The sequence below is a fragment of the Alteromonas hispanica genome (genome assembly GCF_010500915.1).
Taxonomy (GTDB): Bacteria; Pseudomonadota; Gammaproteobacteria; order Enterobacterales; family Alteromonadaceae; genus Alteromonas; species Alteromonas hispanica.
On sequence record NZ_JAAAWP010000004.1, the window covers coordinates 61193 to 86620 of the forward strand.

At 44.1% G+C, this 25428-nt stretch carries 20 protein-coding genes; 6 read left to right on the forward strand and 14 right to left on the reverse strand.

Annotated features, from left to right (window positions below):
- The first annotated feature begins 111 nt into the window (after window positions 1-111).
- Genes GTW09_RS08185 through GTW09_RS08195 form a run of 3 tightly spaced genes read left to right on the forward strand, consistent with a single transcriptional unit; the run spans window position 112 to window position 1954 of the window.
- Window positions 112-759: a prepilin-type N-terminal cleavage/methylation domain-containing protein gene (locus tag GTW09_RS08185; protein ID WP_071981304.1), complete on the forward strand. Its 648-nt coding sequence runs from the start codon at window positions 112-114 to the stop codon at window positions 757-759.
- Window positions 743-1669 carry a hypothetical protein gene (locus tag GTW09_RS08190; protein WP_163111494.1) on the forward strand — a complete coding sequence of 309 codons (927 nt, stop codon included), beginning with the start codon at window positions 743-745 and terminating at the stop codon, window positions 1667-1669. The genes GTW09_RS08185 and GTW09_RS08190 overlap by 17 nt, the downstream gene beginning before the upstream one ends.
- Window positions 1670-1672: 3 nt before the next feature.
- A complete protein-coding gene (locus tag GTW09_RS08195) occupies window positions 1673-1954 on the forward strand; it encodes a hypothetical protein (protein WP_163111495.1) in 282 nt (93 codons plus the stop codon).
- Between the two features lie 27 nt (window positions 1955-1981).
- Here the strand turns inward: GTW09_RS08195 and GTW09_RS08200 are convergent, their stop codons facing one another.
- The 11 genes from GTW09_RS08200 to murJ all read right to left on the reverse strand — a co-directional run bounded on the left by GTW09_RS08200 (window position 1982) and on the right by murJ (window position 16635).
- A complete protein-coding gene (locus GTW09_RS08200; protein WP_071981305.1) occupies window positions 1982-2446 on the reverse strand; it encodes a type IV pilin protein in 465 nt (154 codons plus the stop codon).
- Window positions 2446-6543, reverse strand: coding sequence for a PilC/PilY family type IV pilus protein (locus tag GTW09_RS08205; protein WP_163111496.1), 4098 nt, complete (start codon window positions 6541-6543; stop codon window positions 2446-2448). The genes GTW09_RS08200 and GTW09_RS08205 overlap by 1 nt, the downstream gene beginning before the upstream one ends.
- An 8-nt stretch (window positions 6544-6551) precedes the next feature.
- A complete protein-coding gene (locus GTW09_RS08210) occupies window positions 6552-7115 on the reverse strand; it encodes a pilus assembly PilX family protein (RefSeq protein ID WP_163111497.1) in 564 nt (187 codons plus the stop codon).
- Window positions 7112-8008, reverse strand: coding sequence for a PilW family protein (locus tag GTW09_RS08215; RefSeq protein ID WP_163111498.1), 897 nt, complete (start codon window positions 8006-8008; stop codon window positions 7112-7114). The genes GTW09_RS08210 and GTW09_RS08215 overlap by 4 nt, the downstream gene beginning before the upstream one ends.
- On the reverse strand, window positions 8005-8634 hold the full coding sequence (locus tag GTW09_RS08220) for a prepilin-type N-terminal cleavage/methylation domain-containing protein (protein WP_163111499.1): 630 nt from the start codon (window positions 8632-8634) through the stop codon (window positions 8005-8007). The genes GTW09_RS08215 and GTW09_RS08220 overlap by 4 nt, the downstream gene beginning before the upstream one ends.
- Window positions 8635-9043: 409 nt before the next feature.
- On the reverse strand, window positions 9044-9988 hold the full coding sequence (ispH, locus tag GTW09_RS08225) for a 4-hydroxy-3-methylbut-2-enyl diphosphate reductase (RefSeq protein ID WP_100972548.1): 945 nt from the start codon (window positions 9986-9988) through the stop codon (window positions 9044-9046).
- Window positions 9989-9991: 3 nt separating this feature from the next.
- Window positions 9992-10459 carry an FKBP-type peptidyl-prolyl cis-trans isomerase gene (gene fkpB, locus GTW09_RS08230; protein WP_100972558.1) on the reverse strand — a complete coding sequence of 156 codons (468 nt, stop codon included), beginning with the start codon at window positions 10457-10459 and terminating at the stop codon, window positions 9992-9994.
- Window positions 10460-10470: 11 nt separating this feature from the next.
- Window positions 10471-11022, reverse strand: coding sequence for a signal peptidase II (gene lspA / locus GTW09_RS08235; protein WP_163111500.1), 552 nt, complete (start codon window positions 11020-11022; stop codon window positions 10471-10473).
- Complete coding sequence (gene ileS, locus GTW09_RS08240) at window positions 11015-13834, reverse strand: isoleucine--tRNA ligase (RefSeq protein WP_163111501.1); 2820 nt, start codon at window positions 13832-13834, stop codon at window positions 11015-11017. Before ileS ends, lspA begins: the two co-directional genes overlap by 8 nt.
- A 134-nt stretch (window positions 13835-13968) precedes the next feature.
- Window positions 13969-14889 (reverse strand): bifunctional riboflavin kinase/FAD synthetase, encoded by a 921-nt coding sequence (gene ribF / locus GTW09_RS08245; RefSeq protein WP_163111502.1) that lies wholly within the window; start codon window positions 14887-14889, stop codon window positions 13969-13971.
- A gap of 186 nt (window positions 14890-15075) precedes the next feature.
- Window positions 15076-16635, reverse strand: coding sequence for a murein biosynthesis integral membrane protein MurJ (gene murJ, locus GTW09_RS08250; protein WP_163111503.1), 1560 nt, complete (start codon window positions 16633-16635; stop codon window positions 15076-15078).
- Window positions 16636-16969: 334 nt separating this feature from the next.
- Here murJ and rpsT point away from each other — a divergent pair, with 334 nt between their 5' ends.
- Window positions 16970-17233, forward strand: coding sequence for a 30S ribosomal protein S20 (rpsT, locus tag GTW09_RS08255; RefSeq protein WP_071981307.1), 264 nt, complete (start codon window positions 16970-16972; stop codon window positions 17231-17233).
- A gap of 116 nt (window positions 17234-17349) precedes the next feature.
- Here the strand turns inward: rpsT and GTW09_RS08260 are convergent, their stop codons facing one another.
- The 3 genes from GTW09_RS08260 to GTW09_RS08270 form a co-directional block, all read right to left on the reverse strand.
- A complete protein-coding gene (locus tag GTW09_RS08260; RefSeq protein WP_163111504.1) occupies window positions 17350-18102 on the reverse strand; it encodes an SDR family oxidoreductase in 753 nt (250 codons plus the stop codon).
- A complete protein-coding gene (locus tag GTW09_RS08265) occupies window positions 18102-19199 on the reverse strand; it encodes a phosphotransferase family protein (RefSeq protein ID WP_163111505.1) in 1098 nt (365 codons plus the stop codon). Before GTW09_RS08265 ends, GTW09_RS08260 begins: the two co-directional genes overlap by 1 nt.
- 109 nt (window positions 19200-19308) lie before the next feature.
- A complete protein-coding gene (locus GTW09_RS08270; protein WP_163111506.1) occupies window positions 19309-20130 on the reverse strand; it encodes an SDR family oxidoreductase in 822 nt (273 codons plus the stop codon).
- A 362-nt stretch (window positions 20131-20492) separates the two neighbouring features.
- Here GTW09_RS08270 and olsF point away from each other — a divergent pair, with 362 nt between their 5' ends.
- Both olsF and katG read left to right on the forward strand, forming a co-directional pair.
- On the forward strand, window positions 20493-22211 hold the full coding sequence (gene olsF, locus GTW09_RS08275; RefSeq protein ID WP_163111507.1) for a bifunctional ornithine lipid synthase OlsF: 1719 nt from the start codon (window positions 20493-20495) through the stop codon (window positions 22209-22211).
- A 982-nt stretch (window positions 22212-23193) separates the two neighbouring features.
- Window positions 23194-25371, forward strand: coding sequence for a catalase/peroxidase HPI (katG, locus tag GTW09_RS08280; protein ID WP_420809547.1), 2178 nt, complete (start codon window positions 23194-23196; stop codon window positions 25369-25371).
- Window positions 25372-25428: the final 57 nt, after the last annotated feature.

The following is a 25428-nucleotide window of genomic DNA, read 5'->3' on the forward strand; positions in this document are numbered from 1 at the left end:
AAGTATAAAGGCAAGAGTAAACAAAATGGGCAGATCTCGGGTCGACAGATCTCGGATCGACAGATCTCGGGTCGACAGGCCGCGGGTCGACAACACCCGGGACAGATTAAAGTGAAAAGGAAGCAAACAAAGCGAGCAGAATACCGCACTTTAAAAAAGGGGCCATATAACGGATTTAGTCTCGTAGAATTACTCATCGCTATCAGTATAGCGGGTATTTTAATGGTATTTGCGACCCAGCATACTGCCTACTTCTACTCTAACTTATTAAAAGTGCAATTCGCGATTGCCATTGAAGAAGAGCTTGACGCCCTTGAACACGTGATATCAACACATCTAGAGAAAGCCGGATATCTGCAGCAGACAAAAGTCGTTCAACTTGCACTACCTTCAACATCGCTGGCTTCAGTAGCTATTTCACAATTTGGCAAAGAGGCTGCGAATAGTTGTATCACTTTTTCCTATGACCAAAATAGTGACGGTAAAGTAAGCACCTCACCCAACGAATTTTTTGGATTTCGACTTCGAGACAAAGCCATAGAGTATCGCGTAGCCAAACGAACCTGTAAGCAAGCCTACTGGCAAGATGCTACCGATAGTAAAGACATTCAAATAGACGACTTTTCAGTTGCTACTTCCGCCCTCACGTCATGGGGAGCCAGCTATACAGTAACCATAAAAGCATCCAGTCGAATAATGTCGAGTGTGAAGGCTACTAAAGTTTTTATCGTAGAGGTGGCGAATGTTAGACAAAAATAGAAAAGTACTCACCGCACTTACCATTAAGCTTAAGCATACAACCGATAAAAAACAACGTGGCGTGTTTATTATGGCATCTGTTTTAATGCTGCTCGGTATTTCTGCGTTCACTTTGGCCAGTATTAGTGCGGCCGTAAATCGCCATAAGATAATGAAAAGTACCACATCGACGGCGAAAGATAGCTATACCGCAACAAAAAATGAACTTCGCCGTATAGGTTCGCAGTTGCGTGTTGTGCCAATGAGCTCGATAAAATCGACCAACACAAATATGTCCCATACTATCTTAACAAGTAACTATGAGGGAGCAAACTCTCAGCCACTTAAAGTATTCGACGTTACTGTTACCCATCATGATAGTCACTTTGACACTGAGGTGAGCCAGCGCTTCCTTAACTACCCTGCCATACTTAATATTCCAAGCATTTTTCAGTCAACGTCCTCCGATACAAACATTACGCAATGGTTGTTTAATAGGAGTGTTAGCACGCTGACAGCAAAATATTTTCCACTTAGTAATACCACAAACGAGTGTGTAGACCTTAAAGAGGCGACTATGCACTGGGTAACAGGAGACTGCGAATTAAACTATAACGATGTCGACCACAGTAGCGCGTCGACCCCAATGCTGCTTATTGTTGAAGATGGAGATGTTCTTGTTACCGCAGGTACGCCTTTCTACGGCATGATAATAATGCTGTCAGGCAATACCACTAAACACAGCGTTACCATAGAACACGGAGCAAGTATACAAGGTGCACTATGCTCAAATACCCCAATATCGCTTCAACAATTTGGTTCAAACAGTTACGCCAAGCAAGTTCTACTCAACCTTCAAAAAGCCCCTAAACTTGCAAAAATAATGTCTATTCCCGGAAGCTGGTCTAATAATCTGAAAAAGGAATTGTAAAATATGAACGAAATCAACAAGCAATCGAAAGCAGGTGATAGTGTTAGCAGTCAAGGAGGTGGTGCTTTGATAGAAGTGCTGATCGCAAATGCTTTGTTTCTCACAGTTACGGCGGGGCTGATGAGCGCCTTTGGCCATACTGAGTCTTTGTGGAGCGCATTAAAAAGTGCAGAAACGTCTCACCAGATGATAATTAACAAACAGCGGGAAAACATTATTTCTGAGCCATACGAGCAGACTTGGGATGATATACAAAGGCTCACCCCGATTAACTCTGCTACTTAACTGTATTGCCACATAAAGACAGTACTTTTAGCAAGACCAGCAATACTCTCCCGAATCTAGAGAGCCGTTATTATTTTTGTCCCACCCTTTGCGTCCATCGCTAAAATAGAATAATGCGCCATCGCTAGCCTGACCTGAGCCACTCACCGGCGTTGCTTTGAGTTCGTAACTGGTTGCGTTGGCAGCGACAATAGTTAAATTATAACGCTTGTTCGCCGCATTTTCAGATGACGGTGAGTAAGTAGCAAAAATAGCGGGCGCCCCAGTATTACTGCCGCCGCTTCCTGCGCCTTCGTAGCTGAATGAACCACTTTGATGCCGCTCCATAGCAGCAGCAAATGCAAGCAAATCTGCCTGTCCAGTCCCTCTATAGCCATCTGCAATAACGCCCTGGTAAGACGGATACGCAATACCAGCAATAATGCCAATAATGGTGACCACAATCATCAATTCTATTAATGAAAAACCTTTTTGGCTTTGTTTACTCACAATCACTGCTCTCGCTCTGTTTCAGAATGCCAACTGCCCCGCTGAATGCGCTCAAACCTGCCATAAATATTTTGACCCAAGCATTCAAACTCAGAAGCACACGCTTTATCATTACCGTCTTCATCAACCTCAATTACCGCAGAAACACATTCTGTTCCCAAGCAAACCACTGGGCTAATGATATTTTCAATCAAAATTTTAGTGTCTGGCGCAATACCTGTTTGCTTCAGATCGGCGGAGCGATCGTCGTTATCAAGAATGCCGTTGATGTTTAAGTCGGTCAGTGCATTACCATTAAACATACTTACTAGATACGCCCTACTATTCCCAGTAGGAGGTGCACATGCGCTTGTACTGCTAGAAGATGGAACATAGGTTGTAAAGAAAACCTTATAATCAATGATGAGCGGTGAGGAAAGAACTTTTTCTCCCCCGGTTGTCAAATTCAGATACCACCCTGATTTATTGGCAAAATCTTGAGCGGCAATTTTTCTTTCCGATTCGACACTGCTGGTTAACGCATGACTCGTCGCATTGTACATGTCACTCTCATACACGGTCGGCATAAAGGTGTAGTCTCCATCGGTATCCCGATTGAAAACTCCATCGTCTTTTAGCATATAAAAATTATCTTCAACCACTGTATCAAGTGGAGAAGCGCGCCAACCACTGCCTATGGCAACACCATAGTAAAGTTCATCACGCAACGCTATTTCTGTGACATCTGGTCCGTAGTAAAAGCGTCGATTCGACTCTGCTGTATCGCCACCAAAGTCAGCCAGTCTAGCCCCTTTAATAAACTCTGCTCCAGTCTCACCGTTATAGATATCTAATCGGAAAAGTTGGCCACCCGTATCACTCACATACATATGGTCGGCTAAACCATCGTTATCTCTATCGATAACTGAGATTCGCCCTGGAATACTGTATTGCATTGAAGGGATAGTTAAATCGGCCCCTTCATTACTGGCATGCCATAGAAGTGCTCCAGTATCGGCATCAAATATAAATACAGCGTTTCCGAAGCCGTCACTCGCTCTTACCATTCTGTCATCTTGAGCGTTATCATAACCGCCTCCGACAATCATAACGTTTTTAACCGAACCACCCATTTTTACTTTTGTTATGGTAGGTCTTGACCACGTTTCACCTAACTTAGCCAATGCGCCAGCGCCACCTTCAATCTTGTATTTTAGTACTGGTGACGTTTTCTGAGTAACGTCGAAAACATAGTAATTTCTGCCACCTCTTCTCATGCCGACATAGAGATAAGTGCTGCTTCCCACCGTTCTCAGAACCATATCTCCGTCTATTCCATATTTATGATTAAACGACGAGAGATCTTTATAGAAATGATCAAGATTTGGTAACAGCTCTTTGGGCATAATGGCAAAATTCTCAGCGCCGGTCTCAGTATCAAAGGAGTGAATCATACCGTGATTGGTCGCCACAAATATTGCAGAGTCATTTTCACCGTAGTTGACAATAATAGGCTGAGAATGAATAGGGTCGCCCATTCTAGGCACAAAGTCGCTTGTGCTGCCATCACCATCAGAGTCTTTTACATCAACTCCTCTTGCCCACTTTAAAAGTACATCTCTAAGGGCCTCTGCATCATCTTCATCTGCAATCCCTAAATCCGACTCTGTGATTGATTCATTGCGCTCGTGCAGTTCATTGGCACTTCGAACTATGGCGCCTGTACTATCAAAAACATACAAGTTTCTCTCTGACGAGAGTTTGCTCGCGGCTCCCCCTTCACGCACATCTTTGCCGTCGGCTAATACTGACCAATAGCTGTGAGAATTTTCGGAAAAGAATCCTGTCACGCTATCAACAGCACTGTTGCCATTTTGATCTAGTACCTTGTCCCCGCTAAGTTGATAGCGCTTTAGGTTTCCTGGCCATATTGCCCCCTCGCTGGGCTTAAACAGTGCAAAATACAGCTCGTCGCGATGAGTTAAACGGTTTAGCTGGTTCACCGCCACACCGGGTGAGACGAATGTGGCATTAATATCCTTAACAGAGCGTAAAATCGTATTGAATGCCTCTAACAAATCTGCACTATTATCAGCTTGATAAAAACCACCACCACTTTGAACAGCAAGTTGATTCAAAAAGTTATTTGCCGTACTGTTCGCGGCAAAACCAATGGTATGAGTAATAACGCGGGGACCAATGACAGAGGTCTCTGCTTCACTAATATTACGCACTAAATCAAGTCCACATTTTTCACCGCCGCTACCGGTACAGCTTTCACCTAGTAGAGCCTGTATTTTATTTACACTGTGATTGTTATTTGCCTCACCGTCAGAAAGCAACACAATATGGTTATTAGTTTGGCATTGAAGGTCTGATACTGGCGATATATAGCTGGCGCCTACCGGTATACGCTCATTGATACAGTTACTGTCAGACAAGTTATCTTCCAAGCAACCAGAGGGTCGAATGGGATCTGCACCGATATAAGAGGAACGGTGGCTGACTCGTGTGCTCCTTCTGACAGTGCTACTTACATCACTTTTCCCTCTCTCCAGCCCGTAATCCACCGCATTGCCGCCATAATAGTTGGCTGCTTCATAGAGTGTATCAACTATCGGGGTAAGACCATTTGCACTTAATTCGTCCACTTTACTCATCAAGTGTTCACGCACAGTGAAAGAGGCCCCGGGCGTTGCTGCACCGTTGTATTTGATGACTAATCGAGGCGCAAGTGACGCCTCGCCAGAATAAGTGAATGCTCCTCGATATCCTTGGAAATCATCAAAAACAAACGCCATATCGTTTCCAGGTCGCCAACCAGAACGATCGACTATTTCCTTTAATATACTGCTAATATTAGGGGTTCGGTAATCACTGTAGCTGTAAAAGCTGGGCATTGACCAAACCAAGCCCGATGTTTTCGGGAGATCTCTCAATGTATATTGAGCTCTGTTCCTGTTTCTTCTGCCATTTGTATTAGGGAAAGATGCTGCGTCATCTTGAGCGACGCCGCGAATTTGCATACTTGCATTTGAAGTTGTGGTCGTATCGTAAGCACTGAACTCTATGAATGCCTCTTCTATTTCTGCACCTTGAGGCAAATTTATGTTATTAAAGCGTACCGCAATATAACTGTTATATAGATTGCTAAACGACAATACATCCCCAGTATTAGGGTAACCGTTCGTGTCCTCCTCGTAATTCTCTCCTTGAGATGCTACTTGGTAAACACTTTCACCCTGCGTACACCCTGTAGCGGTAGTATCGTCATAAGATACAACAAGTTGAGGAGAGCCGCTCAACCCCTCGTCAATCGCTCGTGCTTTTCTATCACTGAGGGGGTTAATACTTGAACCTTCAATCAGTATGTTGATACTTTTTCCACCACACCAATCTGAAAGATTAATCACCTCTTGCAAAACATTGCTTATATCCGGCGTGGTAACCACTTCACCTGATGTTGGAAAACTGTTGTTTGTTGTCCATTCTACATTGGCCGCGGTTTTAACACGGGATGAAAGGTTATTTGAAGAAGCAGAGAATTCAGACCCGCTTGCAGATGCCTCTGCAGATATTACTAAAGAAGTATCAGCTATATCAAAACCTTCTGAAGTAAAACGGATATTAGCGCTTACTATGCTTGCTCCCTGGGGAATTTTTAGACCATCAAAGCGCAAGCCTGATGTAACTGTGTTAGTACCTTTACTTAAGATCAGTTCATTTGACTCTGTAGTGACTGAGCCGTCAATTTCATGGGCATCATTGTTGTTTTTACCGGTAGAGAGCACAATTTCAGGTTTTACCGCATCGTCGATATCTCTTATCGGATAAAGAATGGGTCCGCCGTAATCGGAGAAGCGCATCAGTCCTGCATTGATGTTGGTAGCAGATCCTAATGCATTTTTAAGTGCATTCTGTACTCTTAACATACGAGATTGAGTTGTCCCATCGTAATTTCCCATACTTCCCGAAGAATCCATAATAAAGAGCACATTCGGATTATAAGTAACAGCACTATCAGCATTGCCGAGGTAGATATCCAGATCATCGCCTAGGGCAGAAAAACCGATACAACTAAACAGAACGCTTGATGTTAAATAACTTATTAACTTTTTCATAATGCTACCTATTGAGATGCCGGACCAAAAACCGAAGCGGCAAGCGAGTTTGCTACTACTGTAGGTTTCCCTGTCACTTTTCCACACCCTCTAATAATAAAAACATGGCAATTCACGTTACTACCGCCAATGACGTTGCTCGACCCGCGGCATGCTTGCTCTCTAATAAACGCTGTTCTCGACCAGCTTTTCGTCTTCATAGAAGATTGATAGCTTCCCGACGTTACATGCCTGCTGCCAGTAGTAAGGCCCCCTGCTGTCATGTGTCTATCGGTCCAATCACCTTCATCAAAACAACTCATATCATCAACATCGGGGTCGAATATTGTTCCCTGTCGCGCTTCCGAAAGCGGGTCTGTTAGCGTATCGTCTGCTAATAGCACTTCGTCTTCAGATTCAAAAAACACGCCGGCTATGGCTGATTCAGCTGCATCAAAAGCCAAACCGCTTTGCTGCATCGACATAGCCATTTTTGACTGAGATAAACTACTCGTTACAGCGCTCACACCCAGTACCGTAATTGAGAGAAGTACTAGGAGCGCGAATACCATTACCAAACCATGCTGTTTCATCGTGAACTCCTGACAAAGTTTTTCATATTTCGAAGCGCTAACGTTTTAGAGAAGACCTGATAATAATGTGCGGTGTCCATGGTTTTTTCTGCTTCGTTAAGTAGTGCAAACTTTTGTGCGGTAGTTTGCCTGACCTCGTTTTGATAGCTTTTAAGCATAAGTGCCCAACGCAATGAGACCACAAGTTGGTTACTCGCGCGCAGGTTGGCTAATTGATCAGCAGTAACATAAGAAATAGCCTGCCCCTGCGACGTCATTATTTCGTCCGATACACCAAATTGTATTTGAAAGCTTTCAACATTATCTAACAATGTCACCGTAATAGGAGACACAGTTTGAGACTTAAGTCCTCGCAATACGCGGCCGTCATACCCCGTGCATTTAAGCTCGCTACCCACGACAAAATAATGATTTACAACGTGGAATTCTGTATCGACAGGATAACCGTGACGATTACCAGTACAGTCACTCGTGCCAAGTAAGCTAACGACTAGCTTGTCGCTTCCTCCACTGCCCGTTTGAACGGTGCCGAGAGTAGCATTGTTGATAAAATCTCCGGCCAGAGCTACCGAATTGTTTTGCACATAGGCAGCTTCAGCGACAATATCCACCGATGTATCTATATTTGCAGTGATTAAATCGTAACGCCCCACTTCGTAAAACTCTTTCGAAAGCCGGCTCATTATAAATCGACCTGACTCCTGAACTTGAGAAACGGCCTGGTTTAATTTATTAGTTACACTGCTGCTTACTAGTACCTGAATAATTGCGCCAGAAATGATTAGCCCTAAGGTGAGAGTTATCATTAATTCCACCAATGAAAAACCTGCATGCTTCTTATTTTTAGCAACAATATTGTTACCTTGAAAACCGTTTGCAGAATGCAAATTCATAGTGTTATATCCTTCAAAACACAGGCATTGCTTGTGCCTGTTGAAGGGTTGCAACGGGTGTTTAGCGTATACTTTTGGTTGCCCGATGACGATACTGGCCACGATAGTATAATTTCAATACGAGAACCCGCGCTGCAGGTATATATATCGGCGCTGTTGTTATCATTACACCCTACCGAAATTGTTGTTTGGGGATTAGTTTGAACTGCCGAACACGACAAGGCCCAACCGTCATATTGCGCCATCTGTTGTTCAGAACATTCGTTATTTTCACAATTTGGGACAGCTGCGGGTTTAGACAAGCAAAAACACTGATAAGGCTGAGTTGAACCAGTACAGCTGAGCGAAGAAAAATTGTAGGGCGATGTGGAGAAATAGGCATTATTTACTACCATGCCGTCACCTACCGTGGCTGGGCGTGCAGCAGCTCTAAGTCTCTCAGCTACTTGCGCTGCGACTAATTCTGCCTGGGTTCTGCTGATTGCATCTTTGTTCGCAAAAGAGCCCACAAACTGCAAAGCGGCAACACCTAGCAGACCCACCGCTAAAATAAACAGCGTGATAAGGATCTCAATCAATCCTACGCCTTTTTGAGAGGTGATGTGGTTGTCCTTAACGTGCTTCATTGTTTCCTTTAGCGATTCTATATTTACTTAACCAGCTAGTCGTCGTTCACACTGTTGCCAGTTCAGCAGTTTAGACTCAAAAAATCTCAAATTAAGTATCTTTGATTATTAAAACGTATAACTTTATGAAAATAGTCTTTTAATGATTCACCTTTACTATTGTAACGACTTATATCTCGACCCAACAGCATTATAGATACTTTCCTTAAGCTGATGATGCAAAAAACGAAAGGTTTAATGTCCAGTATCGGCATATAATTTTGACCGTTATTGGTATGATTATCCATTCTTTTTAGCTTATTAACAGTAGACAAGAGCATAAAAAAACCGCAGCTTTTTGCTGCGGTTTTAAGTTTATCGTGTAGTTGCGGCTGTGGCATTGTTTGAAGGTTTGAGGGCTAGATAATAATCAGCTTACCTGCTTTACGCGCAGCTCCTTAGGAACAGCGAACTCAACATTTTCCTCTCTGCCTGAGCGCTCCGACGCTGACACCGCGCCCCATTCTTTAAGGCGATCGACGACGCCTTGAACCAAAACCTCGGGAGCTGATGCCCCGGCTGTAACGCCAATGTGATTTACATTCTCCAACCACGATTTCTGGATACAATTCGCGTCGGCAATCAAATACGCTTTCGCCCCTATCTTTTCTGCCAACTCACGCAGACGATTTGAGTTTGAACTATTTTGCGCTCCAACTACTAATAGCACATCGCAATCGGTTGCAAGGTCTCGCACTGCATCCTGACGGTTTTGCGTTGCGTAACAGATATCATCTTTACGAGGCCCTTTGATAGCAGGAAACTTTTCTCTCAAGGCATCAATAACGTCGGCGGTGTCGTCTACCGATAAAGTAGTTTGGCTGCAGTAATAAAGGTTAGACGGATCTTTAACTTCTAGCTTTTCAACGTCACTTTCTGACTCAACCAGGTAAATCCCGCCATCATCATTGCTGTACTGGCCCATGGTGCCTTCAACTTCAGGGTGACCCGCATGACCAATTAAAATACACTCAGTGCCGGTTTTACTCGCTCGCGTTACTTCCATATGTACTTTTGTTACTAGAGGGCAAGTAGCATCAAACACCTTTAAACCGCGTGATGTGGCGTCTTTGCGTACGGCCTGCGATACGCCGTGAGCAGAGAAAATAACGATACTATCATCTGGCACCTCGTGAAGTTCGTCCACAAAAAGAGCACCGCGTTCACGCAGTCCATCAACAACAAACTTGTTATGAACCACTTCGTGACGTACGTAAATGGGTGGCTCAAACATTTCAAGAGCCCGCTCTACTATGGTAATTGCACGGTCTACACCAGCACAAAAACCCCTTGGGTTTGCTAGATGAATTTGCATATTCTAATTCTCGCTTTGGGCGTGCGTGCCTGGTTTAACATCCAAAATTTCGACATCAAAAATGACAGTTTGCCCCGCCAATGGATGATTAAAATCTACAGTAACCGAGTCTCCTGCGACGCTGCGAATGATTCCGGGTATTTCAGATCCATCCGGCTGCGCAAAAGCCAGAATCATACCTTCCTCAATTTTGAGGTCTGCACCAAAACGGCTTCTGTCCATGTAGTGCATATTATTAGGATTTGGCTCACCAAAGGCGTCATTGGCCTCTAAAGTAAAGGCTTTTTTATCACCCTTTTTCAAACCCACTAAGCACGCTTCAAAGTTAGGCGTAAGACTACCGTCTCCCATCACTAATTTCGCTGGCTTGTTGTTTACGCGGGTGCTGTCTGCCGCAGAGCCATCTTCCAATTTCAAGTCGAAGTGAAGAATAACTTCACTGTCATTACCTATTACCAATGATTCTGTCATATTCAATCCGATTACTGCTGAGAGGTTTTGCTGTTATCAGCCTGTGTTTTGTCTTCGCTTTTATCGCCATTCTTAAGCATATCTACGATAAGTAAAGCCGCACCAATAAAAATTGCGCTGTCTGCAATATTAAAGGCAGGCCAATGCCAGTTGTTTACGTAGAAGTCGAGAAAATCGATGACATAGCCATGCACAAGTCGGTCATACACATTGCCTAAGGCGCCACCTAAAATAAATGAAAATGCCACCGGCAGCAGTTTTTGTGAACGCGGCGATTGCTTTAGCCACCACAAAATGACAGCGCTGATCCCTATCGCTATAGCGGTAAAAAACCACCTTTGCCACCCGCCGGCGCTGCTTAAGAAGCTGAACGCTGCGCCGTAATTATGAACATGCGTTAAATTGAAGAAAGGAAGAACTTCTATCGATTGATACAGGTTCATCGAGTCTAAAACCGCGTACTTGCTCCACTGATCAAGTGCAAAGGCGACGACACTGATCCACAGAAAACGAAGACCAGTGTCACGAAAAAGCCCAGTTTTTGACGACGTCATATTAGGCATACTGGCGGACTTCCCCTTCACCATCGATGTTCGTTACGCAGCGACCGCACAACTCCTCGTGGCCTGCGTGTGAGCCAACATCTTCAAGGTGATGCCAACAGCGAACGCATTTTTCACCTTTCGCTTTGCTCACGCTTAACCACAAACCATCAACATCGGTTTCTTGGGCACCTTCTGGCTTAGCTTCTACACGCTCAAGTGAAACGCCAGATGTGATTAGCACAAAGCGAAGTTCATCACCAAAGCTTGATAGTGTTTCGAACAGCGAATCTGTCGCAAATAAGCTAATGCTTGCTTCTAGTGAGCCGCCTAATTGCCCCTCTTTACGGGCTTTTTCCATGGCTTGGTTGGCCGCATCTTTCACTCGAATAACGTCGTCCCACAGTGAATCACTGAATGTATCACTTTGAGTAAAGTCGTTAAAACCGTTATACCAAGTCTCAGTGAACACAAACTCACTGCGTTCGCCTGGTAACTCTTCCCAAATTTCTTGAGCTGTAAAGCTTGTGATTGGAGCAATCCAACGAACAAGTGCCTCAACGATGTGATACATAGCAGTTTGACATGAACGACGGGCGATACCGTCAGATTTCGCTGTGTACTGGCGATCTTTAATCACATCAAGATAGAAAGAGCCAAGCTCAATTGAGCAAAAGTGGATTATTTTCTGGGTAACAACCAGAAGGTCGTAACTTTCATACAACTCGAACAACTCGTCTTGCAGAGCTTTCGCTCTTGCTACAATCCAGCGATCCAGTGCAACCATCTCACTCTCAGGCACTGCATCTTCCACTTTAAAGCCGTTCATATTCGCCAATAAAAAGCGCGCGGTGTTTCGTACCCTGCGATAAGAATCGGCGGCGCGTTTGAGAATTTCATCAGAGACGGCTATTTCACCGCGATAGTCGGTAGACGCTACCCATAAACGCAGAATATCGGCACCCAATTTGTTTGTGACTTCTTGAGGTGCCACAACATTGCCTAAAGACTTAGACATTTTCTTGCCGTGTGCATCAACGGTAAAGCCGTGGGTTAAAACTTCTTTATATGGCGCGTGTCCGTGCATTGCAGTAGATGAAATTAAAGACGACATAAACCAACCGCGGTGCTGATCCGACCCCTCTAAGTACAAGTCTGCACTTGCCGGTAGGTCTTCTCGGCGGTCAACCACAAAGTAATGGGTCACACCAGAATCAAACCATACGTCCAGTGTGTCTGTTACTTTGTCATAGTGGTCAACGTCACTACCCAATAGGTCGGCGTCATCGATGTCCCACCATGCTTGGATACCTTTTTTCTCTACTTCCAGTGCCACTTTTTCCATTAACGCAGAAGACTGTGGGTGTACTTCGCCCGTTAACTTATGCACGTATAAAGGAATGGGTACTCCCCAAGTACGCTGGCGAGAAATACACCAATCGGGTCGCCCTTCTACCATTTTTTCAATGCGGTTTTGACCCCACTCAGGGATCCACTTAGTTTGTTTTATTTGTTCCAAAGACTCAGCACGAAGACCTTTATTGTCCATGCTGATAAACCACTGAGGGGTAGCACGGAAAATAATAGGCGTTTTATGGCGCCAGCAGTGGGGATAGCTGTGCTCGTATTTAACATTGAGGACAAGGTTCCCCTTCTCTTCAACCGTTTCGATAATAGATTCATTTGCTTTGAAAACAAACTGACCGGCAAATAGCGGCGTGTTTTCAAGGTACACACCGTTATTACCAACAGGGTTGTAAACTTCAATGTCGTATTGCTTGCCCACGTTAAAATCGTCTACACCGTGCGCAGGGGCAGTATGAACACAGCCAGTACCCGACTCAGTAGTAACATGAACGCCCAGAATTAATGGGATTTTGATATCAAGAAACGGGTGATTGACCTGTAGCTTATCAAGAGCATCACCAGTACATGTTGCTACTTCGCGGAATTCTTCTACACCGTAACGCGTCATACAGCTCTCAAGCAGATCTTGAGCCACTACATACCAATCATTCGACGGCTGAACTTCCACAATGGTGTAAGTAAGCTCTGGATTCAAACTAATTGCACGATTTGCTGGTAACGTCCAAGGTGTTGTTGTCCAAATAACAACGCCAGCGTTGTGAGCTAACAAGTCACTTTCTTCAACGCCAAAGGCGGCCGCAATTTCCTTGCTGTCAGCAACGGGAAATTTCACATCAATGGCAGGTGAAACCTTATCTTTGTATTCAACTTCTGCTTCGGCTAGTGCCGAGCCACAGTCCGTACACCAGTGAACAGGCTTAAACCCTTTTTCAAGATGCCCTGAGTCTACAATTTTGCTGAGCGCTCGAATAATGTCGGCTTCAGAAGAAAAGTCCATAGTTTTGTAAGGGTTGTTCCACTCACCAAACACACCAAGACGTTTGAAGTCGGCCATTTGACCATCTATTTGCTTTTGTGCGTAATCGCGACATTTTTGACGAAACTCTGCAGCTGTTACTTTATTGCCTGGCTTACCCACTTTCTTTTCTACCATTAATTCAATAGGTAGACCGTGGCAGTCCCATCCAGGTACATAGGGCGAGTCAAAATCGGAAAGCGTTTTTGACTTTACAATAATGTCTTTTAGAATTTTGTTAACCGCGTGTCCAATATGAATGTTACCGTTCGCGTAAGGAGGGCCATCATGAAGTATAAAAGGCTTCTTGCCTTTTTTTGCTTCGCGGATCTTGGTATACACCCCTTTTTCCTGCCAGTCTTTAAGCATCTTCGGCTCGCGCTGAGCAAGGTTACCGCGCATGGGAAACGCAGTTTCTGGAAGGTTCAATGTGGCTTTGTAATCACTCATAAAATTGTATTATCCGGTTACCTTAAGTTTCATCCAATGTCTCTGTGACACTGCGAAGGCGTTATATGATGCGGTTGCATTTACATTTGGTTGCTTTTACATTTAAATGCGCGCTGCGACTTTATCACGATTAACTATGCTAATAACAGACGCGCCTTGGCGGCATCTGCCTGTATTTGTTCTTTTAATGCTTCAAACGAAGCGAACTTAATTTCATCTCTAATTTTGGCCATGGGCAGCACGGTTATGGGTTTGCCATACAAATCTGCCGATAGGTCAAAAATATGTACTTCCAATTGGTTACGAACGCCGTCAAGGGTTGGTCGCGTGCCGATATTCGCTACACCGTCATAGTGCTTACCGTCAATGTCCACACGCACGGCAAACACGCCATGAATCGGTGTTTTAAACCGCTTGAGCATAACATTGGCGGTGGGAAATCCGATGGTTCTGCCTTTCTTTTCACCATGTACAACACGCCCGTGAACGGCAAAAGGGCGCCCTAACATCTCTGTTGCCAAGCTAAAGTCGCTTTGCGCAAGCGCATCTCTCACCGCAGTAGAACTTATTCGATGAGCATGCATAGTAAAACTTTGCGTACTGACCACATCGAAACCATAACGACGGCCAGCTGCCTCAAGCATGGTGAAGTCGCCCTTGCGACCAAAGCCAAAACGGAAATCATCGCCAACGACTAAAAATTTAACGCCAAGTTTATCCACCAGTAAATCGTGAACAAAGGTGTCGGCGCTTTGTTTTGCAAACTCAGCGTTAAAACGAACAGCAAGCAGTCTATCAACACCCTGCTGCCTCAACAGCTCGTATTTCTCACGCAGAGGACTTATTCGAGCAGGTGCTTTTTCTGGCGTAAACACTTCTTCAGGCTGTGGTTCGAATACCATAACAGTGGCGGGTAACGACAGCGAGCTCGCTTTTTCCATCACGTTGGCAAGTACGGCCTGATGTCCTCTGTGGACGCCATCAAACTTACCAATCGTTAGAATACACCCCTTATGGTGGGGTTTTACATTATTTAGCCCGCGGATAAATTCCACTGTTTACCACTACCTTTTTAACTGCTAGAAATTTAAAGCTCGCGATTATAGCCGACCCCGCCTCTAATACCAAGCATACAAGGGCTGGCAAAACTTTCCTTGCTCAGTAAAGACATTAGAAACGTTGTAATATGATTATAAATAACAAACAACGATTGCCATTTTGAGATGTTTACTCACTACTGCTTACTCACCACCACTTCTAAAATGACGAGGCCTCATCCCTAACAGCACCATGGTAGTCAGGAAGCCACCAACGGACAGTAATATGGTGATACCTACGTCTTTCATTTGCTCTATAAGTGCAAGATCGAAAAAAGCCAAGCCGCTGTCGCGATAGTAAATTATTACGCCCATAACAGCACTTGCTAGTAAAACACGCGCAATGAAAAATAATGACGTGCGACTTAATTCAAATACTCCTTGTTTACGCAGCGTGATGTAAAGCAAAGCGGCGTTAAGCGTAGCTGACATACTGGTAGCAATAGCTAAACCGATATAGCCGAACGGAACGGCAAAGATAAGATTAAACACCATGTTCGCCACCATGCACCAAATACCAAATTTTACGGGCGTTTTCGTGTCTTGACGGGAATAAAAGCCAGGGGCCAGTATTTTAACAAGCATAAAGCTGATTAAGCCAAAGGAGTACGCTGTTAAAGAATAAGAAGCCATTATGGCGGTATCGGCGGTAAATGCACCTCTTTGAAAAATAACCGTCAAGATAGGGCGAGCCATAGTACCAAGGCCTACAGCAGCTGGAATGCCAAGTAAACACACCATTCGAAATGCCCAGTCGATATTTGCAGCGAACGCTTTAGGATTGTTTGTTACATGGTTTCTCGATAGCGTTGGCAATATCACTGTGGCAATGGCTATACCAAAAAGACCTAGCGGAAACTCTAATAACCTATCTGAATAGTAAAGCCAGCTAATAGAACCTGTAACTAAGAAGCTGGCAATGAAGGTGTCAAATAACAAGTTTATTTGCCCTACAGACACACCGAACAATGCCGGTATCATTAAGGTTCTTACCTTTACAACATTTTCGTCGTGCCAACCCCATTTGGGTTTCACCAGTAGTCCAGCTCGAAATAAGAAGGGTAGCTGGAATAAGAATTGAACGATGCCGCCAATGAATACGCCCCATGCTAAGGCAAACGCAGGCTGAGATAAGCTAGGCGACAGGTAGATTGCGCACAAAATAATGCATACGTTCAGCAACACGGGAGTGAATGCTGCAACGGCAAATTTATTCAAGGTATTTAAAATGGCCCCAGATAGCCCGGTTAACGATATAAAGGCTAAATAAGGAAAGGTGATTTTTAGCATTGCCGAGGCGAGCTCGAATTTGTCACCGGCCTCATCCCCCTGTAGCCAGGCAACAAACCACCCGGTACCAAAAAGTGCCGCGAGTACTGGCGATGCAATAACTCCCACAATAGAAACCAAAAAGACAATACCGCCTAACGTTCCGCTTACCTTTGCAACAAACTCGCGCAGTTCTTTTTTATCATCGTTGTTATGTACTTCTGTCAGCACAGGAATAAATGCCTGAGCAAACGCTCCTTCTGCAAATAGCCGACGCAAAAAATTGGGGATTTTATTGGCAAAGAAAAAAACATCAGCAGCTGCGCCGTCTCCCATAAGCCTGGCGACAACCACGTCTCTCACGAGACCTAACACCCTTGAAACTAGGGTCATTATGCTAACTATTAAGCCAGATTTGATTAACTTCCGTGACACTTCTGCTTCCGATGGACTATAAAGAGGGGGATAAGCAAATCATGATAACCAAAGGCGATAGCAGGTGAAATGATTTATTCAAAATAGTTGTGCATTTCTATCTATTTTATTGCTATAATCCGCGCCCGTTATGGGATGCAATGTTTTTGTATAGCTTTCGCGACGAATGCGCAACGTGTTGAGCACATCTACTGTTTTACAATAGGCTGTGTTTAATAGATTGTGCTTTCAAAATGACCAACGAATCACATCGTGAAATCGTTTGACAATTTAGCGATTGGTAGGCACAATCCGCACCCTCGTTTTTGACATGAATTTATTTGGGAGTTACACCTTGGCTAACATTAAGTCTGCTAAGAAACGTGCAATCCAAGCCGAAAAGCGTCGTCAGCACAACGCTAGCCGTCGTTCTATGACTCGTACAAGCATCAAAAAAGTAGTTGCTGCTATCGCTCGTGGCGATAAAGAAGGTGCACAAGCTGCATTATCTGCTGCTACTCCAGTACTTGACAGAATGGCTACTAAAGGCTTGATTCACAAAAATAAAGCTGCTCGTCATAAGAGTCGCCTAGCTGCACAAATCAAAGCACTAGGTTAATCTTTACGATTAGCAATTAAAAAGCGCCTTTCGGCGCTTTTTTTATGTCTATAGCTTTTTCAAATAAACTTGAGGCCAAAGTCGCTTTCGCGTAGCCCCACTTTCATAACGCGCTCTTAGCTCATTTTTCTAATGGCACTTGCAGGCGCAATGCGCATTATCCAATGCAATACAGCCCACGGCCACGCGGGTACAAAGGCGTTTGCTTTTTCTTTTTCAATAGCACTTACCATTGCGCGACAGCCAACATCGGTATCGACAATAAAAGGGACTTTTTCCACTTTTTCATTTATTTCGCTGCGAATAAACCCTGGATGGATACACGTCACCTTGATAGGAGTATTCATCACATCCATGCGTATTCCCTCAGACAAAGACGTCAGCCCAGCTTTGGTTGCAGCATATACTGTCATCGCTCGCCTAAAACCTCTCACTGCGCTGATAGACGAAATTGTCACTAAATGTCCGCTATTTTGTTCTCTGAATATGGTCATGGCAGCTTCACACTGCGCCAGCGCAGACACAAAGTTGGTTATCGCCGTTTGCTTATTTGCGTGAAAATAACCCGTGCCAATAGACGCCCCCTTCCCCATACCGGCATTAACAATAACTCTATCCAGAGATCCTAAGTCTTGCTTGAATGCATCGAACACCTCAAACACTGCATCGTGATCATTAACATCTAAAGAACGAATTGCCACTTTGATATTGGGGTTAAGCGCTAGCAACTCTTCTTTCAATGTTTCCAGATTTTCAAAACGCCGTGCGCACAGCGCCAAATTACGGCCTTTCTTTGCAAATTCGATGGCCATGCCTTTGCCCAGTCCAGAGCTTGCGCCGGTAATCAGAATATTTTCTCTCGTTGTCATTATTTTTTTCCTGATGCTTTTATGGCTTTATTGCAACGCCATAACAAATAGTGAATGAAGATCCAAAACCGTTTAAACGCCGGGTTGTTAGTTTGACCGTGGTGATAACGATAATAAATTTGCTGGGCAATACCGGCTAAGCGGAAGAGTCCGTAAACTTCATAAAAGGTAAAGTCGTCTATCTCTATTTCCATTTTATTGCAGTAATAAGCAACTACTTGCTGTCGCGTTAGCATCCCCTCTAAATGAGTTGGCTGACGCCGTGTTGACTGCGCTAGAAAGTCATCGTCTGCATTTACCCAATATGCAAGCGAATTACCTAAATCCATTAGCGGGTCGCCCAGTGTTGCCAGCTCCCAGTCAAGCACGCCAATGATTTCTGTATAGTTATCTGGATTTAGCACAACGTTGTCGAAGCGAAAGTCGTTATGAGTAATGCAAATGCGTTCATTGTCAGGCATATTTTTTTCAAGCCAATGCATAACCTTTTTTCCCGACGGTACGTTCCAGGTTTTAGCTTTACTGTAACGCTGACTCCACCCGCTGATTTGCCGTTCTATATAGCCACTGCCTTTGCCTAAATGAGACAAATCGGCCTGTTTATAATCCACCTTGTGAAGTTCAATTAAACTATCAAGTACATTTGTGCATAACTGAGCAGTTTGTGCCTTAGTAGTAGCTAAATTTCGGGGCAAGTTTTTGCGAGGAATAACACCGGTAAACTTCTCCATCACATAAAAGTCTGTGCCAATAACGCTTTCATCTTCACAGTAGGCATACATGTTTGGAACATATCGATAGACAGGCTTGAGTGCGTGCTGAAGTCTGAATTCTCGGCCCATATCATGAGCGCCTTTTGCTTTCGTTCCCGCAGGCGCTCTACGAAGGATCAGTGAAGTGTCTTTGTAATCTAAACAATATGTCCAATTTGATGCGCCTCCCGAATATTGAGTAACGGAAGGAAGAGACGAGCAATTATCACAGCTTGCTTTTACTTGGTCTGATAAATTTTGCTTAAGCCACGCATTCACAGCATCAACATCAAGCTCTTCACCCTGTCTTACATTTTGTGCTTTGTCTACAACACTCTTATTCATTATCTCTCCGCTTGGTTCGGAAATACTCAGACATTCGCTTTATGCTGCTCTACACGCTACTACAAGAAAGCGCGCTGTGCCCGAAAAACCCGTTATGCAAAAAAATCCATTACGCGCTTTGTTTAGCCATCGCCTTTTTCATTGCTTTTGTTTTCGATAGCATCATATTTATGTAACGCTTCGACGGGAGAAGTTTTTTCAATAGATATGCCTGTTTACCTAACTTATGGGTCAAAATTAAGAATCGTTTGGCCATAACCTGCTCATAAACGATATTAGCCACATCTTCTTTACTAAGGTCAGCTTTTGCAAAAAGCTTTTTGAGCATTGTGTGCGATGCAGGATTTGAACTGCGCATCGACTCATCAAGATTAGTTTTGAAAAAACTTGGGCATACCACACTAACATTTATATTATCAGGTGCTAGCTCAAGCTTAATTGTTTCAGAGAACGCCACTACTGCGGCTTTCATTGCGTTGTAGCTTCCCATATATGGAATGGGGGTTAATCCTGCTTGTGAGGCGATATTGACGAAATAACCATGCCCTTGAGTTTTCATCATAGGTAAAAATGCTCTACTCACGCGCACCATTCCCAGCATATTGATATCACATACCCACTGCCATTGTTCGAGTGTTTCATCAAGTAAACTTCCCCCCGTAGCAACACCGGCGTTGTTGAAAACGTAGTCGACGCCTTCCCACTTTGTACGCAGTGTACTGGCAAGCTTTCCTACATCGGTATCCGAGGTGATATCACAAGAAATAAAAAATGCGTCTGCGCCAAGGGACGTTAGCTCATGTACGGTCTCGTTACCTCGCTCACTGTTCACATCGGCAATGCAAATTTTAATTTTTTCGTTCTTCTCTGCCCATTTGATAGCAAGGGATTTTCCCAGACCTGTTGCTCCACCTGTCACCACGATACGCATATTGTTTTTCTCTTATTATATTTTTATGTGCTCTTTAAATGTTCGAAATTTTTAACAACCTTATTGCTAGGGCGTGTTGAGCATTGCTGACGAAACATTTTATTTACATCCCGCAGTTTACTTACTTTTTCAGTAAATTCAAAAATGTATGCTTACCTAACAAACTGCTGCAATGGAGGAGAATGCGTGGAGCGATGCCATAGAGGTAGAAGATTCAAGGTGAGCATGTAAACGAGAAATACACATATCAATGTTCTTCGTTATTACAATCTGTGCGTTTGCTTTTGTAAAATAACTGACAAAAAAGTATGTCAAAAACGTCACATTGCACTGTTATCGTTTGCAAAAACACGAGAGAAACTATGTTTACTGTCAACGACGTTTTAACCAAACATTACCCTCAAGTTGCGAACAAGCCATTATTGTTTAAGTCACTGTCTTTTGCCCTTAGCCATCTGCTGCACGAAAAAGACATTCAAGAGTTTGGAAAAACCTATCCGCACTACCATGACATCGATTTTGTTGAACAAGTTTTAGCCTATTTCAATATTAGTTACTCTACCAGAGATATTGAAAAAGAGCGTATTCCCCATGAAGGGCGAGTGGTTATTATTGCAAATCACCCTATTGGATCTCTCGATGCCCTAGCACTAATAAAGTTGGTAAGTGAAGTTCGCCACGATTTAAAAGTAGTTGCGAACGAAATGCTTATGGCTATTTCGCCGCTACACGACATGCTTTTACCGGTTAATAACATGGAAGGTGGCACGGCCAAGCAACATTTATCGGCAATACATTCACATCTTGCTGAAGAGGGCGCCGTATTAATTTTTCCTGCAGGCGAGGTATCTCGTCTTCGTCCTCAGGGTGTGCGTGATACCCATTGGAACTCAGGCTTTTTGCGCATCGCGCGCCAAGTAAAATCCCCTATTCTTCCGGTTTATATCGACGCCAAAAACAGCCCACTATTTTATGGCGTTTCGATGATTTATAAACCCCTCGCCACTGCTTTGCTAGTTAAAGAGATGTTCAAGCAGCGACGCAAACACCTGCCAATACGTATCGGTGAACTCATTCCGTTTGAGTCTTATCAGCGACCATCAATAAACATTAAAGAAAAAGTAAAACTGTTTAAGCGACACCTTTACCGAATTGGCAGTAATAAGAGTGGTGTTTTTGAAACGCAGGCGCCTATTGCTATGCCCGAAGATAGAAAAGTCCTTTCTCAGGCCATTCGAAACTGTGAGCATTTAGGTCAAACCTCTGATGGGAAATCGATTTATTTATACCAGCATAAACACTGCTCTCCCGTAATGAGAGAAATAGGTCGACTGCGCGAGATAGCATTTAGAGCCGTTGGAGAAGGAACCAACAAACGACGGGATATCGATCAGTACGACTCACACTATTATCACCTTGTGCTGTGGGATGCGGACGATTTGGAAATTGTTGGTGCATATCGCTTCGGCGACGCTGAAATACTCTCTAAAGCTAACCATGAAACCGGGCTTTACTCTGCAACACTGTTTGATTACGGCGATAACAATGACGCACTTTTTCAACAAGGTTTAGAGCTGGGAAGAAGCTTTGTTCAACCTCGCTATTGGGGTAAGCGTAGCTTAGATTATCTCTGGTACGGCATTGGTGTATTTTTAAGTCGCTACCCAAAATATAGGTATTTGTTTGGTGCAGTTTCACTAAGTAACGCTTACCCTGAGCCAGCAAAAAATTTGCTAGTGCAGTTTTACTCCACGTACTTCCCTCCAAAGTTCGGAAATGCTAGCTGTAAGCGCCCCTTTCAGGTAGGAAAGGACATTCCACATGTGTTTAAGGGTGACAATTACAAAGTGGAGTTCACCCAACTAAAACACTTACTGGCCAATATGGGGGTGAATGTGCCAACACTGTACAAACAGTATTCAGAAATTGCCCGTACTGGCGGTGTTGCTTTCCTCGGCTTTAACGTAGACCCAGACTTTAACGACTGTATAGATGGGTTAGTGGTAGTGGACACTATTGAAATAAAAGACAAAAAACGAAAAAGATACTTAGAACATGAAGAGTTAAAGGAAACGGCCTAGGCAAGCCTACCGCCCTTTTTGTTTGGCAACATGAAAACTTATTTATGAATGCAGCTGTAACGTTGTGATGTTGGCATTTAATGCAATAGATTGGTATAAGAGACGAAGTTTCGTTTAGACCCGTCATTTGTCTAATGCGTGCATCCCAGTAAACGGCCGTAAGAAAGATAAAGGTTTTTCATGATAAAAATAATTGTACTCGTTCCATTAATCTTATCGCTACTATGGTTTGGTTATTTACAAGCAAATAAATACACTCTGGAACAAGGCAAACAGGGCTTTCTCTATATTTTGGTTTTGTCTGGAGTTATAGCGCTGTTTTACACCCTTATGATGTTCTTAACACATTAGAAGCAGCCATTCTCCCTCCTCAATCGTTTTTACTGCGTGGCGTTTCAGTTTCGCTGCAATGTGGCTGTTTTTTATCGCTGATATTTTCCGGCGTCGTCAACGACATCAATAAGCGGTTCAGTGTCAGCTTCAATACCTGCTTTAAAGTTTCACTTCAATCCTTCCAATGCATAAGACAGCCTCAGAGCATGGCTAGCGCTTTGTTTACAAGCGCTCTTTAAATGCATATGCATTTGCTCCTAGCGTTGCGTTATGAACTTTACCTACAGGTAGGCGTACCCATGTGTAAAGAGGCGTCTTATGACGCCGTTCAATAACGATACGGCTCTACAAACGGTTTATTCAAGTATATGAGAATATTGAAATAATAAAGCGCTAAGCTTGGTCCTCGACGTTTTATTTCGGGATGCTATTTAGCAGACTACTTTTACGCTTTCAGATTGAATTGCCGCCCTTGCTTTAACATCTACCCTGTTACGAATACTCGGTATCAGTAAGCAATTAAGGCATTGCCCGAGGAGCTAAACATAAAAGGAAAATCTGCATGTCTGATAAAATGAAGTGCCCCATCGCCGGCGGTTACGAAACGATAGAAAGTAAACGTATTGGTGGTGCAATAGGCACTCCACCTATGAATGCTAATTGGTGGCCAGGTCAACTGCCCATTGAGCTGCTGCATAGCCAATCTCCCGCTGCAAACCCGCTGGGAGAAGATTTTGATTACCCTGCCGCCTTTGCATCTCTTGACCTAGACGCTGTAAAAAAAGATATCTTAGAACTGTTAACTAGCTCTCACGATTTTTGGCCCGCAGACTACGGCAACTACGGACCGCAAATGATCCGCATGGCGTGGCACTCTGCAGGCTCGTACCGTGTATTTGACGGCAGAGGTGGCTCTGCACAAGGCCTTCAGCGTTTTGCTCCACTTTATTCATGGGAAGATAACGGCAATATTGATAAATCTATCCGTTTACTCCAACCCATCAAACTGAAATACGGCGACAATATATCGTGGGCAGATTTGATCATGCTCACGGGAAATCTCGCTCTTGAGCAAATGGGCTTTAAAACCTTTGGTTTTGGTGGCGGCAGAATTGACTGCTGGGAAGCTGACGATGCGACTTATTGGGGGCCAGAGACTGAAATGGCCACTCAAGACAAACGCTGGACAGGCGAGCCCGGTACCGAAGACTACGATCTTGAAAATCCGCTTGCAGCATCACGTCAATCATTGATTTACGTTCATCCCGAGGGCCCGTTTGGGAATATGGACCCTGTATCTTCAGCCCAAGAAATACGTATCACCTTTGGCAGAATGGGAATGAACGATGAAGAAACCGTTGCTTTAATCGCGGGTGGGCACGCATTTGGAAAGAGTCACGGTGGCTCTGACAAATCTCACCTTGGGCCAGAGCCAAGCGCTGCTCCCATTGAAAGCCAAGGACTTGGTTGGTTAAACAGCAACGGCACGGGTAATGCCCAATACACCACAACGAATGGTATAGAGGGTGCGTGGACATCAAACCCCACACGCTGGGATCATGAGTACCTGAAAAACTTGTTTAAGTTTGAATGGGAACAAACGGAAAGCCCCGCCGGTGGTAAGGCTTGGCGCCCTAAAAATGGAGAGGCAGCAGATCTCATTCCAGATGCACATGTGGAAGGACTTCGCCATCCTCCTATGATGATGACAACAGATATAGCCCTGATAAAAGATCCAGCCTACAAAGAAATATGTGAAAAGTTTTTAGCTGAGCCAGCATTGTTAGACGACGCGTTTGCGAAAGCCTGGTATAAACTGATTCATAGAGACATGGGGCCTAAAAACAGACTACTAGGCCCTGATGTCCCTGATGAGACTCTTATCTGGCAAGATCCCATTCCCAAGTGCGATCACGAGCTTATCGACGAAGACGATATTGCCGCATTAAAGGCGAGCATTCTGGCCAGCGATCAAAGCATATCTGCTCTTGTTAGCGCGGCATGGGCATCGGCCTCTACGTTTAGAAAAACAGACCTTAGGGGCGGCGCAAATGGTGCAAGAGTTCGCCTTGACCCTATGATTAATTGGGAAGTCAATAATCCAAAGCAATTAAAGAGTGTTCTGCACACCCTTGAGGACATTCAAAAAACCTTCAACGATGCGCAAACAAGTAAGCGAGTCTCCTTGGCCGACCTGGTAGTATTAGCTGGTGGCACTGCGATAGAAAAAGCAGCAGAAGAAGCTGGTATCGAAATCATTGTGCCTTTCGACGCCGGTAGAATGGATGCAACGCCAGAACAAACCGATGAGCACAACATATCGTTTCTTGAACCCCACGCAGACGGTTTCAGAAATTATATAAAACCAGGCAGTTCGTTAGAAGATCGTACGGTAGATAGCGAGCGTATGTTAATCGATAGAGCTCATTTATTAGACCTGACTGCGCCAGAGTTGACAGCACTAGTTGGCGGTCTTAGGGTGCTTGATACCAATTTCGACGGCTCTCAGCACGGCGTATTTACGCAAACGCCAGGTGTATTGAGCAATGACTTTTTCGTCAACCTACTCGACATCAACACCAAATGGGCTCCTGTAGACGACAAGAACCAAGTGTTCAATGGTAAAGACGTGGCTACAGGTAAAAAGAAATGGTCGGCTACTCGCTGTGACTTAGTGTTCGGTTCAAACCTGCAATTAAGAGCGGTTTGCGATGTTTACGGAGCATCTACTGGGCATGAAAAGTTTGTGAATGCATTTGTTAAAGCCTGGTATAAAGTAATGAACTTAGATCGTTTCGACTTGCAAAATGAGCATTACCGCTCATAGCTTTTTGAGTAAAAACTGATTTACCTGAAAGCCTAGCCCAAATAGCTAGGCTTTTTA